10 protein-coding genes and 1 pseudogene are annotated in these 12,027 nt (G+C 57.6%); 4 read left to right on the forward strand and 7 right to left on the reverse strand.

Annotated features, from left to right (window positions below; genetic code table 11):
- Positions 1-54: 54 nt before the first annotated feature.
- From PHU01S_RS24765 to PHU01S_RS24775, 3 genes are read right to left on the reverse strand one after another with little or no spacing between them, the layout of a single operon-like run.
- A complete protein-coding gene (locus tag PHU01S_RS24765) occupies positions 55-942 on the reverse strand; it encodes a carbohydrate ABC transporter permease (protein ID WP_021881351.1) in 888 nt (295 codons plus the stop codon).
- Between the two features lie 12 nt (positions 943-954).
- Positions 955-1,869, reverse strand: coding sequence for an ABC transporter permease (locus tag PHU01S_RS24770; protein ID WP_021881352.1), 915 nt, complete (start codon positions 1,867-1,869; stop codon positions 955-957).
- A gap of 15 nt (positions 1,870-1,884) precedes the next feature.
- Positions 1,885-2,949, reverse strand: a complete 1,065-nt coding sequence (locus PHU01S_RS24775) for a LacI family DNA-binding transcriptional regulator (RefSeq protein WP_232313105.1) — start codon at positions 2,947-2,949, stop codon at positions 1,885-1,887.
- Positions 2,950-3,240: 291 nt separating this feature from the next.
- Here PHU01S_RS24775 and PHU01S_RS24780 point away from each other — a divergent pair, with 291 nt between their 5' ends.
- Positions 3,241-4,257: a LacI family DNA-binding transcriptional regulator gene (locus PHU01S_RS24780; RefSeq protein ID WP_127510393.1), complete on the forward strand. Its 1,017-nt coding sequence runs from the start codon at positions 3,241-3,243 to the stop codon at positions 4,255-4,257.
- A 242-nt stretch (positions 4,258-4,499) separates the two neighbouring features.
- Positions 4,500-6,008, forward strand: a complete 1,509-nt coding sequence (locus PHU01S_RS24785; protein ID WP_048747055.1) for a glycoside hydrolase family 30 protein — start codon at positions 4,500-4,502, stop codon at positions 6,006-6,008.
- 122 nt (positions 6,009-6,130) lie between these two features.
- Here PHU01S_RS24785 and PHU01S_RS24790 read toward each other — a convergent pair whose 3' ends face one another.
- Positions 6,131-6,952, reverse strand: a complete 822-nt coding sequence (locus tag PHU01S_RS24790) for a DUF4362 domain-containing protein (protein ID WP_049868997.1) — start codon at positions 6,950-6,952, stop codon at positions 6,131-6,133.
- Between the two features lie 590 nt (positions 6,953-7,542).
- Here PHU01S_RS24790 and hflX point away from each other — a divergent pair.
- Positions 7,543-8,829: a GTPase HflX gene (gene hflX, locus PHU01S_RS24795; RefSeq protein WP_048747050.1), complete on the forward strand. Its 1,287-nt coding sequence runs from the start codon at positions 7,543-7,545 to the stop codon at positions 8,827-8,829.
- A gap of 150 nt (positions 8,830-8,979) precedes the next feature.
- On the opposite strand, the gene PHU01S_RS24800 is transcribed toward hflX, so the two are convergent.
- Positions 8,980-9,912, reverse strand: coding sequence for a manganese-dependent inorganic pyrophosphatase (locus PHU01S_RS24800; RefSeq protein ID WP_049868995.1), 933 nt, complete (start codon positions 9,910-9,912; stop codon positions 8,980-8,982).
- Positions 9,913-10,163: 251 nt separating this feature from the next.
- Between PHU01S_RS24800 and PHU01S_RS24805 the strand changes: the two genes are divergently transcribed.
- The gene (locus PHU01S_RS24805) at positions 10,164-10,406 is read left to right on the forward strand and encodes a hypothetical protein (RefSeq protein ID WP_049868994.1); all 243 of its coding nucleotides are present in this window, start codon (positions 10,164-10,166) and stop codon (positions 10,404-10,406) included.
- Here PHU01S_RS24805 and PHU01S_RS24810 read toward each other — a convergent pair.
- Both PHU01S_RS24810 and PHU01S_RS26040 read right to left on the reverse strand, forming a co-directional pair.
- Positions 10,391-11,551, reverse strand: a complete 1,161-nt coding sequence (locus tag PHU01S_RS24810; protein ID WP_076358718.1) for an MFS transporter — start codon at positions 11,549-11,551, stop codon at positions 10,391-10,393. The genes PHU01S_RS24805 and PHU01S_RS24810 overlap by 16 nt on opposite strands.
- A gap of 192 nt (positions 11,552-11,743) precedes the next feature.
- Positions 11,744-12,027: pseudogene (locus tag PHU01S_RS26040) on the reverse strand (MFS transporter); the annotation flags it as partial.

Below are 12,027 nucleotides of genomic sequence, written 5' to 3' on the forward strand. Positions count from 1 at the left end.
GAAGCATCCCTTCGCAATCCTTAAGCGAGCCACATCTGCGGAAAAGGCGAGCCATCACCCCTTCACCGCCCCGATCGTCAGCCCCTTCACAAAGAAACGCTGCACGAACGGATACAAGAAAATAATCGGGCCCGTCACAATGACAGCGGCTGCCATCTTGAGCGTCTCGGCCGGCGGCTTGAAGTCCGGCGACAGATTGCCCGCAATGCTCGTCTTGAGGACGGCTGCGCTGGCGAGAATCTTGTAGAGCAGGAACTGGAGCGGATACTTCGACTCCGTCGTGATGAACAGATTGGCCGTGAACCAATCATTCCAGTAGGCCAGCGCCATGAACAATCCGATCGTCGCCAGGCCCGGAGCCGACAGCGGCAGGATCAGCTTCCGGTAGATGGTGAAGTCCCCGGCCCCGTCGATCTTGGCCGATTCGGAGATCGACTCGGGAATCGACTTCATGAAGTTCTTCATGAGAATGATGTTCCAGGCGCTGAGCAGGCCCGGAAGCAGCAGCGCCAAGTAGCTGTCCTTGAGCTGCAGATGGTTGACGATGAGGATGTACCAGGGGATCAGGCCGCCGCTGAACAGCGTCGTGAAGTAGATGAAGAACGCCAGATTGCCCCGGTATTTGAAATCCTGGCGGGACAGGACGTATCCCGCCATCGAGGTGAGGAACAGCCCCAGCACCGTCCCGCATACCGTCAGCAGGATGGATACCCGGTAGGCGTTGAAGATCTGCGTCGGATCGCTGAAGACGGCGCGGTAGGCATCCACGGAAAATTGATCCGGGACGAGCTTGAAGCCCTCGGTGATGATCTCGTTCTCCGAGGAGAACGATCCCGATACGATGAGCAGAAACGGCAGCAGGCAGAGCAGGGCGAAAAGCGTCATCAAGACGTAACCGATCGCGTTGAACAGATGGGTCGATTTCTCCGTGCGGATTTTCATGAGCGGCTCCTCCTAGAACAACGCGTAGTCTTTATGCGTTTTGCGAATGATGTAGTTCACCGTAACGACCAGCACCAGTCCGAAGAAGCTCTGATACAGTCCCGCGGCCGTGCCCATGCCGATATCGAAGTTGACGGCAAGCGAGCGGTAGACGTAGGTGTCGATGATGTCCGTCGAGTTGTAGAGGACGCCGTTGCTGCCGATGATCTGGTAGAACAGATCGAACTGTCCTTTCAAAATGCCTCCCAGGCTGAGGAGGATCAGCAGGATGAAGGTCGGCACGAGCATCGGAAGCGTGATGTAGCGGATCCGCTTGAATATGTTCGCTCCGTCGATTTTCGCGGCTTCATGATACTCGTCGCTGATGCTCATGATCGCGGCCAGATAGATGATCGTGCCGTAGCCGAGCCCTTTCCAGATGTTGAAGAAGATGATGATGTACTTCCACGGCGCGGTGTGCAGGTAGAAATCATACGGCTGCAGGCCCAGCTGGACCAGCACCGTGTTGATGACGCCGTTGCTGGAATTGAACAGGTTGAAGACGAAGGCTCCGACCAGAACGAACGAGACGAAGAAGGGCAGGAACATGATGGATTGCGTCAGCTTGCGGAACCACTTGCCCGGCAGCTCGCTGAGGAAGATCGCGCAGATCAGCTGGAGCGCGTTGCCGAGCAGGATGAAGGCCAGATTGTAGAGGACGGTGTTTTTGGTCAGGTTCCACAGCACGCCCGAATCGTAGAGAAACTTGAAGTTCTGCATGCCGACGAACTCGCTGCCGAACAGCCCGCCCTCGAAGTCGAAGTTCGTGAAGGCGTAATAGACGCCTACCATGGGGATATACGAGAAGACAACGAAAAAGATCAGGGCAGGCAATATCATGAGAAACATGATTCGGTTGCGGGACAGCTCTTGGAGAAAGCCTTTCATTGGATTACCTCCGGCCTAATCGGATGATGGTTGCTGTAATCGATTTCTTTTTACCTCGAAAAGAGAGGATTGCCGGACAAGCAGCTTCGATCCGACCTGGAACGATCTCCTGTCCGCATACTGGTTGCCGCCAAGCTGATCGATCAGCTTCTCGGCGAGCAGGGCGCCCATGCTGTACTTGGGCTGGTCCACCGTGCTCAGCGTCGGCGTGATGTACTTGCTGACCCGGTTGTTGTCGACGCCGATGACCGCCATGTCCTCCGGAATCGACAGGCCTCTCTCGGAGCAGGCCCGATAGATGCCCAGCGCCATCTCGTCATTGGCTGCAAACACCGCGGTGAACGGATGGCCTTTGTCCATGAGGCGGTGGAACGCATCATAGCCGCCATTCTCGCTGAAGCCGCCGTTCTCGATCAGCTCCGGCACGAACGGCAGTCCCGCCAGCCGAAGCGCTTTCATATACCCCTCCAGCCGCTCGTAGCTGTCGGTCGCATCCGCGAATCCGCTCAGGAATGCCAGCCGCTCATGCCCCTGGATCGTCAGGTGGCTGACCGCCTCCTGGGCTGCTCCTACATTGTCCGTGTACACGCAAGGAATGAGCGGATGGTCGATCGATCTGCCGATCAGCCCGATCGCATACCCTTTCTCCGCATAGGCTGCCAGCTCGGCATCCGTAAGCTTGGGCGTAATGAGAATGATGCCGTCCACCGTCCGGTTCATGACGAGCGTCATGTAGTCGGATTCCTTCTCTTTTTGGTTCTGAGCGTCGCAAATGATGATTTTGTAGTGCAGCGCATTGGCCGTATTCTCGATCCCTTTGATGATTTCCGCGTAATAAGAGACCAGAATGTCCGAGACGATGACCCCGATCGTCATCGTGCGCAGCGCCCGCAGGCTTTTGGCGGAAGCGTTCGGCATGAAGCTCAGCTCCCGGATCGCCTCCTCGACGCGCAATCTCGTCTTGGCGCTTACCGCCCCGCTCCCGTTGAGCACCCGGGACACCGTAGCGACCGATACGCGGGCCGCCTTGGCCACGTCGCTGATCGTGCTGTCTGCTTTGATGTCTTTCAATTCATTCACATTCTCTCTTGCTCCAACTTGGCTCGTAATGTTATCGATTACATTTTGGATGAAAAAAAATGGCTCCGACCTAAAGAGTGACAATCTCCCTTGCTTTTCCATGCCAATTCTGTCCAGCGGTTACATTTCGGAGTATAGCAAGGACGGAAAACGATTACAAGAACTTTTTTAGGTTGTGTCTCCCGGGTTGGATCGTCTAAAATGAAAGCAATGCTGAAAACGATTACAGTTCCCTTTGCTTCTTGCTTCCAACGATCGGAACTAGTCCTATTATAAAGGTTGATGTCTATCATGGATGTGAAGATTGTCGATGTCGCCCATCGGGCCGGCGTCTCTACCGCCACCGTGTCCAGGGTGCTGAACGACAGCTCCGGCGTCACGGCCAAAACCAAAGAGAAAGTGCTTCAGGCGATCAAGGAGATGGGGTATTACCCCAACGCCGTCGCCAAAAACCTGCGCGTGCAGAAGACGAAGACCATCGCGGTCATCGTGCAGGATATCAACGTGTCCTATTTCACGGAGATCATCAAGGGAATGGAGAACATGGCATACGTGAAGCATTACAAGGTGCTGATCTGCGATGCCGAGAACCAGCCGTCCAAGGAGCTGGAATACCTTACGCTCCTGATGAACCGCACCGTGGACGCCGCGATCCTGGTCGCTCCAGCGATCCCCGATTCCGACATCCTCGACATAGCCGGCAGAGGCTACGCCATCGGCATCGTCGGCCGCCACATCGAGCATGAAGGCGTGCCCTGCATCTATACCGACAACGTCAAATTCTCCACCGAGGTCGTGACCCATCTGGTCGGAATGGGCCACACGAGCATCGCCTTTCTCAGCGGTTATGCGGAATCGATCGACAGCTACGAGCGGCTGGAAGGATACATGAAGGCGCTCAAGGAGCATCGCCTTCCGTTCCGTCCCGAGCTGATCGAGAACGGGAACTTCAGCGAGGCAGGCGGCTACGAGGCGATGGAGCGGCTGCTGTCGCGGTCCGCCGATTTCACCGCCGTGTATGCCGCCAACGACGAGATGGCTTTAGGCATCTACAAGATCTGCAGGGAACGCGGCATCCGCATACCCGAGGACCTCGCTGTCGTCGGCGTCGACAACAACCGCATCAGCAAGTACATCACGCCGACGCTCAGCACCGTCAACCAGCCGAAGTACACGATGGGAGCCCTTATCGTCGAGAAGCTGATCGACTCCATGAACGAAGACCAGTTCAGCGACAGGCGCGTGTTCAAGGTCGATTCCGAGCTGCTGGTGCGCAGCTCGTCCTCCTTCCAGCGGAATTCCTCGTGAAGGCTGCGAACCCGAAATTTTCGGCCTTGATTTTTGGATAACGATCCCTTACGATATTTTCACCCGGTAAACGCTTCCAAAAAAGCGGGAATCCGGGTTTTGTGCCCGTTGTTTTGTAATCGATTACAGGGTGGGAGGTGTCCGTTGGTATCTCCGCTGGAATCTGGCTTTCATTTTTTCCTAGCGGCTCTGCGAAGGCATAAGCAACCTTGTATCCCTTATCCCCGAAAGGAGAATGATTGATGACGGCATGGAAAAAGAAAACCGCCTCTGTCGTGCTGGCCGCGGCGCTTGTCGCCGCAGGAGGCTCCTACGCCCCTCAGCCGGCCAAGGCTGCAGGCGAGCAGGTCGAAGTCTGGATCTCCACCTCCGACCCGAACTCCGAGCCGGCTGTAGGCCTCAGTCCGAGCGCCCGCCTGACGCGGATCGGCGACAAGAACTTCAGCGGCAGCGCGGGCAGCGCCGATTATACGATCACGGTGAACGAAGGCACGACCTACCAGCAGATGGACGGCTTCGGCGTATCCCTCACCGATTCCTCCGCCTGGCTGCTGAACTACAAGCTTGACGCGAACAAGCGGGCCGAGGTCATGGAGAAGCTGTTCGGCAATACAGGCATCGGGCTCAGCGTCCTGCGGCAGCCGATGGGCAGCTCGGACTTCACCTGGAGCGCCTATACGTATGCGGACACGGCAGGCGATACGGCACTCAACAATTTCAGCATCAGCCGCGACCAATCCTACATCATTCCGATGATCAAGGCCGCCCAGGCCAAAAATCCCGGCATCAAAGTATTCGCTTCCCCTTGGAGCGCCCCGGCCTGGATGAAATATTCCGGGACGCTGAACGGCGGCAAGCTCAAGGCCGAATACTACGGCACCTACGCCGAGTATTTCAAGAAATACATTCAAGCCTATCAGGGCCAAGGAATTCCGATCTACGCGGTCACCGTGCAGAACGAGCCGCTGTATGAGCCGACCCACTACCCATCCATGGGCATGAACACCCAGGATGAGATCGGCTTCATCGGCGACTATCTCGGACCGACGCTGAAAAACGCCGGCATCAACACGAAAATCATCGCCTTCGACCACAACTATCTGGACTGGGGCTTCCCGAACACCGTCATCACCAGCCTCAAAAACGCGGGCAAAGGCAGCTATGTATCCGGCAGCGCCTTCCACCACTACGACAGCGGCGACGGCTCGCAGATGACCTCGATGCACAATGCCCATCCCGACAAGGATGTCTGGTTCACCGAGGGCGGCTTCGGCAACTGGAACGATCCGCAGAACGGCACGTCGCAGGGCTTCGATACGATGATGAACGAGTTCATCAACATCACGCGCAACTGGTCCAAGTCCATCATCCTGTGGAATGCGGCGCTCGACCAGAAGGACGGCCCTTCGCTGCTCGGCGACAACAACAGCAACAAAGGCATGATCACGATCCAGAACTCCGACAACAACAACGCCAGGCCGGAAAATACGGTTACGTACAAAAAGCAGTACTACCTGCTCGGACACTTCAGCAAATTCGTCGTTCCCGGCGCTTACCGGATCTCGACGAACACCGGCAGCGAGATCAAGGACGTCGCCTTCAAAAACCCGGACGGCTCCAAAGTCGTCGTCGCCTACAACTCCTCCACCTCTGCCCGCAACGTGAAAATCCAGTGGGGCAGCCAGAGCTTCAACGTGACGATTCCGGCCAAATCCGCCATGACGTACAAATGGTACGGCACGGCTTCCTGACGGATTCCGCCCTTGTCCCTCAGCTTCCTGCATAGCGGTCAAAACAGACGAACAAGCAGCCTTCCCGGCTGCTTGTTCGTCTGTTTTTGGTTTTGCTCTGATTGCGTCCGCCCTTATCCCGGTCATGGATTTTCCAGATACAGATTGAACATTCCGTTCTCGCCGTTGCCCTCCCCGCAGGAACCCAGAAGATATTCCGTCCCGTTGTCCTTCTTGTTCTCCTTGATCGATCTGCAGAAGTCAAAGCTTGTGCGGGGCGTTCCATAAGCATCGTGGGTCGTGTCGTGCTTGTGCATGATCGTCTTCCCGTCAAACGACAGATTGTCGAAGATAGGGTCGCCTTCAATGGTGTACTGAACGACCTGAAGCTCGGCGGGAATGCCGGCCTCCACATTCGACTTGAATGTTTCCCATTTGTCCCGGTTGCTCACAATCCCGTGGGCGTTCACCAAATCCCCGTTGGCCGCCGCTTGATCCGCCCCGTATTTCAGCCCCCAGATCAGATCGCACAATCGGCGGGTCGATGTCTCCGTCAGCGTGTAGCCCGTCCCTGTGTCGGATACATACGTATACATGCCTTGCTTCGAATCGGGACGAAGCCAGAGATGAATTTCCGTCCGCTTGCCGTCTTCCGTGATGACGACGTCGTAATCCGGCTGGGCCACATCGAGAATGCCTTCGATTTTCGTAGCGGAACGGATCGCCTTGTCGAACGCTCCGAGCTGCCCTTTCTCCGAAAAGCTGCCGTAAGGAGCCTCATTGACTTGGCCAAAGCGGAGCGATCGGCTCACCGCGACTCCGTCGGCAAGCTTTCCTGAATCCCCCTGCTCCGCTGTCGATATGGAGCGAATGCCCGGCGAGGAGGACACGGAGTGCTGTCCTTCCCCGCAGCCGGACGTTATGCCAAGCGTGGCCGCTGCCAGCAAGATGATCGTTTTTCGCAAAAATACCCTCCTCCGTTCTTTACTTCCCTAACGGTTCGGATGGGGAAATGGTTGTTCATCCCATCATTTTATTTTTTTTGCTCCTCCTGCCGGCGTGTCTACATTCGTAGGGCATTCAATTGCTTTGAGACTTGGGCGCAGAGGCATAGACTCCTGCCCCGGTTGCGTTTGCCTGGAATCCTATGGTACACTCAAACCACTTTGAATTTGAACGGAGGGTTACGTGTGATTAACTACATCCGAGTTCGCACGGTGCGTCGCTAATTGAATAGCGCCCATGTTCTGCCTTGTGCAGGGAACTCAGATGTGGTCTGTCCACGTACATAGCTCTAGCTGCCTCCATTTCGGCCTATCCGCTCCCAGGGTGCGGGAAGGCCGCCGTGGCGGCTCTATATGAGGCTATGCCTGGATAAGGAAGGATCGACGGCAGTCATTGCCGCCTCCTTCCTGCCGCCGCCATATCCAGCACACCTACGAGGACACGGGCTTTTTATGCCCGTGTCCTTTTTGCTGCTTCCCGAATCAGGGTATCCTATTTCTAAACCAGGCGGCTGCAAGTCCACTCGCACACCGAAAGGAAGATCAACCTTATGACCATAGCCCCAAAAGAAAAAGCCATCCTCGTGGGCGTCCACGAGCAGAACAACCACCAATTCGCCTACTCCATGGAGGAGCTGCGCAATCTGGCGGAAGCCTGCAACGTCGAGCCCGTCACGGAGCTGACGCAGAAGGCGGAGCGCATCCATAAGACCCATTATCTCGGGTCCGGCAAAATCGAGGAGCTCGCCGCGCTGGTGGAGCAGTTCGACCAGCCGACCGTCATCTGCAACAACGAGCTGTCCCCTTCCCAGATCCGCAACCTGGAAGCGGAGCTCAAAACCAAGGTCATCGACCGCACGATACTGATTCTCGACATCTTTGCCGAGCGGGCCCAGACGCGAGAAGCGCAGCTGCAGGTCGAAGTCGCCCGGCTGAGCTACATGCTGCCCCGTCTGGTCGGCCTCCGGGAATCGCTGGGCCGCCAAGGCGGCGGGGGCGGATCGGGCCTCGCCAACCGCGGCGCCGGAGAGACCAAGCTCGAGCTGGACCGCAGGCGGATCGAGGAGCGCATCCATGGGCTTGAGACCGAGCTGGAGAAGCTGGTCGCCCAGCGCCAGATCCAGCGGCAGCGCCGCAAGAAGAACGAAATTCCCGTCGTCTGCCTCGTCGGCTACACGAACGCAGGCAAGTCGACGCTGCTCAACGCCATGGTCGATACCTTCCATCCCGACTCGGGCAAAGGCGTACTCGCGAAGGATATGCTGTTCGCCACGCTGGAGACGTCCGTGCGCAGCATCGAGCTGCCGGACCGAAAGTCGTTCCTGCTGACCGATACCGTCGGATTCGTCAGCGGACTTCCCCATCATCTCATCAAGGCATTCCGCTCCACGCTGGAGGAAGTATCCGAAGCCGACCTGCTCGTGCATGTCGTCGATACGTCCAATCCCGAGTACGAACAGCAGATCCGGGTGACGGAAGAGACGCTGAAGGAGCTTCGCGCCGATCATATTCCGATGCTGTATGCCTATAACAAGTCGGATCTGGCGGAAGTTTCCTATCCGCGCGTGGAGGACAGCCGCATCTACCTGTCCGCTTATCGCCGCGAAGGCGTCGACGAATTGGTCGAGTCGATCCGCAAGAGCATTTTCACCGACTATGTCCAGACCGAGATTGTCGTGCCTTACGACAAGGGCAGCTGGGTCGCCTTCTTCAACGACAACGCCCATATTCTCGAAACCGAATACGAGGAAGGCGGAACAAGGCTCAAGCTGGAATGCCGCGAGGCGGACTTGAACCGGTTCAAGAGCGAGGTCGGCGATACCGTCAGCGAATCCTGAGCCTATAAATACCGGGAATCAAACGGGAATGCCCATCGCGGCGAAGGAGCAGTCGATCGCTGCGCCCGCCGATATCCAGCGCCGGAAAACTGGTTTCATCACGAAAAAAAGCCTCTTTCCCTTCGGGGAAAGAGGCTTTTCGTATGGTTGTTATTTCTTCGCCAGGATTTCCGTCAGAACCGGAACGACCTGCGATTTGCGGGACACGATGCCCTTCAGCGTCGCCTTGTTGGCGTCCAGCTTCACGCCGAACGCTTCCTCGAAGGCAGCCGTGTGCTTGCCGAGAGCGATCGCGACGGAGTCGTTGTTGATGATGTCCGTCGTAACGAACACGAACAGATCCAATCCTTTGGAAGCGATGATCGCGTTCAGCGCCGCTTCGACTTCCGCCTGGCGGGAGAGCACATCGTTCAGGTCAACGGCGTTGACTTGAGCGATCTCGACCTTGGCCGCGCCCATGGAGAATTCCTTGGAGTCGAGGCTGATCAGGTCGGCGACCGTCTTGTCGCTGAGGTCTGCTCCGGCCTTCAGCATGCTCAGGCCGTAGCTGGCGGCATCGACGCCGGCGATTTCAGCGAGCTCGCGCGCCGCTGCCACATCCTGCTCCGTGCAGGTCGGGGACTTGAACAGCAGGGAGTCGGAGATGATGGCGGACAGCATGAGGCCGGCGATTTCCTTGCGCGGCGACAGGCCGTTCTCCTTGAAGATCTTCAGCAGGATCGTAGCCGTGCATCCGACCGGCTCGGCGCGGTAGTACAGCGGCGCCTTCGTCTCGAAGTTGGCGATGCGGTGATGGTCGATGACCTCGATGACCGTTACTTCATCGATATCGGAAGCGCTCTGCTGGCGCTCGTTATGGTCGACAAGGATAACCTGCTTCGCCTCGGCGGCGACAGCCTCGACAAGGCGCGGCGCGCCGACTCCAAAGTGATCGAGAGCGTATTGAGTCTCGCCGCTCACCGTTCCGAGGCGGATCGCCTCGGCGTTCCAGCCGAGCTGGTTTTTCAGGTCCGCGTAGGCGATCGCGGAGCAAATCGTATCCGTATCGGGGTTCTTATGGCCAAAAACAAGTACTTTTTCCATCATCGTACTCCTTCGTCAATGAATTCATAAGCTCGTCCCCGATTATACCGTAAATCTCCGGGTCTCACCATACCTGCACAGCGAAAAACCGACCATTCCGATCATCATTGATTTCGCACCTTTTGAAGAGAGCGGCCCAATCCGCTGCGTACGAGCTTTCATATGCTGAAATCAAGGGTAAATTTATTATGCGGAACCATACTTGGACTATCCAGCCGCCCATCCATGAACAGAAGCGAGGCGAAGCTCCCATGTACGCCATCGGACAAAAATACCGCCATCTCCTGACCCAGGAGGTCGTGCAAATTTATTTCATTTATCGGCACTCGCAAACAAATCAGGAAATGATCTTCGATCTCGTCAGCGCCGTCGCCGACAGCGACTGCTCCTCCGCAGCCGAGCTGAGCGACGCGCTGCGCAGGACAGACCGGCGCAAGCTCCGCTTCTGGCATGTGATGGAGGATACGTTCAAGCACTATTACGACCGGGCTTGAGCCGCATCCTCACGCGAGGAAGCCCGGTACAGCCCGATTCCGAACAGCAGGCCGACCAAGGACAAGCCGGATATCGTCAGGTACAGCGTTTGGCCGCCAAGGCGGTCATACAGCCACCCTCCTCCGTACGAAGCGACGATGCCCGATACGCCGAAGAAGAGCAGAGCGAGCACCGTCTGCCCCGTCGCGCGCCATTCCTCCGGAACGATCCGGTACAGATACTGGATCGCGGCCGAGTAGAAGATCGGGAAGGTGACGATCTGAAGCAGCTGAATCGCAACGAGGCCGTAAGGTTCCGTGATCCACGCGGACAGGAAGAAGCGGATGAAGTAGAAGAAGCCGGCGATGGAAATGAGCAGCATTTCCTTGCCGCGGCGGAGCCACCAGAAGCTCAGCGCGAAGACGACGATCTCGCTGCCGGCGGCCAGGAACCAGGCTTGGCCGACCAGCTCGGGCTTGCCGCCCAGCTCCCGGATGTAGACGCCGAGAAAGGTGTCGTTGATCCGCTGCGGCACGGCGCTGATGAAGATGAGCAAAAGGAACAGCTGCGTCCTCCGATTGGAGAGGAACACCCGCAGGCTGGCGACCGTGACGGGCTTGCCCGACACTTCGGCATCTGGCAGCATGAGCGCGACCAGCAGGCTGACAAGGCCCGCGCCCGCGAACAGCCAGGACAGGCTGCCTGCTCCGAGATAAGACATGACGTAGCCGACCGCAAGCGACATGACGGCGTAACCGAGCGCTCCGTAGGTGCGGATGGAGCCGTAGCTCGTCCCCAGCCGCTCCGCCGTCCGGAAGTTCAGGCTCTCGATGAGCGGATCGACCGGCATCAGGAAGAAGTACATGAGCATGGCGAGCAGCAGCAGCATGCCGAAGCTCGAGGAGTCGTACAGGAAGTAGCCGATGATGGACGAGCAGGCCACGAGCAGGAGCAGCACCTTCTGCACGGTGCGCATCCGGTCGCTGATCATGCCCCAGAGCGGCTGGGCGATGAGCGTGATGAAGCCGCCCGTTCCCGTGATGAGGCCGATGCGGGCCGGATTCAGTCCTTGATCGCTCAGGTAGACGGGCATGAACGAGACGAACATGGCCAGCAGGGCGAAAAAGAGAAAATTAAATGCTTTGATCGGAGCCGTTCCACGCATTAGCGCATACCTCTTTCTTTCCAGGTTTCCATTCTATCCACCAGAGCCCGATTTTTTCCTGGAGCCCAAAAGACATTACGCCAGTGTAGCACAAAAAAGGCCGCTCCGCACCCTGAAAATCAGGATGGGAAGCGGCCTTCGGCCCGAACGTATCCTTGTGCCCGGATAAGGCTCCGAGCTCAGCTTACCGGATCAATGCATCGCAGCCGCATGCTCCTGCTCCTGGCGTGCGACCTCCTGCGGATCCATCCTGCCGCTGCCCATGAAGAAGGAGAACATGAGAGCGATGGCCGCAGGCAGGATCGCCCAAGCGAAGGTATGCACGATGGAGGAGCTGAGCGCCGAGGTGATGGAGTCGAGAATCTCCTGCGGGATGTGCTTGCGGGCTTCGGGGTCCAGCAGCTGGCGCGGATCGCTGAAGTTCAGACCTTCCGGCAGGCCGGCTCCTCCCGCTGCCCCTGCGACGGCTCCGCCCG

It is taken from the genome of Paenibacillus humicus NBRC 102415 (assembly GCF_004000905.1).
Taxonomy (GTDB): domain Bacteria; phylum Bacillota; class Bacilli; order Paenibacillales; family Paenibacillaceae; genus Paenibacillus_O; species Paenibacillus_O humicus.

Excerpts from the sequence above, each read along its gene's own strand:
- PHU01S_RS24765 (WP_021881351.1), bottom strand. The coding sequence starts at position 942 with ATGAAAATCCGCACGGAGAAATCGACCCATCTGTTCAACGCGATCGGT.
- PHU01S_RS24770 (WP_021881352.1), bottom strand. The coding sequence starts at position 1,869 with ATGAAAGGCTTTCTCCAAGAGCTGTCCCGCAACCGAATCATGTTTCTC.
- PHU01S_RS24780 (WP_127510393.1), top strand. The coding sequence starts at position 3,241 with ATGGATGTGAAGATTGTCGATGTCGCCCATCGGGCCGGCGTCTCTACC.
- PHU01S_RS24785 (WP_048747055.1), top strand. The coding sequence starts at position 4,500 with ATGACGGCATGGAAAAAGAAAACCGCCTCTGTCGTGCTGGCCGCGGCG.
- hflX (WP_048747050.1), top strand. The coding sequence starts at position 7,543 with ATGACCATAGCCCCAAAAGAAAAAGCCATCCTCGTGGGCGTCCACGAG.
- PHU01S_RS24800 (WP_049868995.1), bottom strand. The coding sequence starts at position 9,912 with ATGGAAAAAGTACTTGTTTTTGGCCATAAGAACCCCGATACGGATACG.
- PHU01S_RS24805 (WP_049868994.1), top strand. The coding sequence starts at position 10,164 with ATGTACGCCATCGGACAAAAATACCGCCATCTCCTGACCCAGGAGGTC.
- PHU01S_RS24810 (WP_076358718.1), bottom strand. The coding sequence starts at position 11,551 with ATGCGTGGAACGGCTCCGATCAAAGCATTTAATTTTCTCTTTTTCGCC.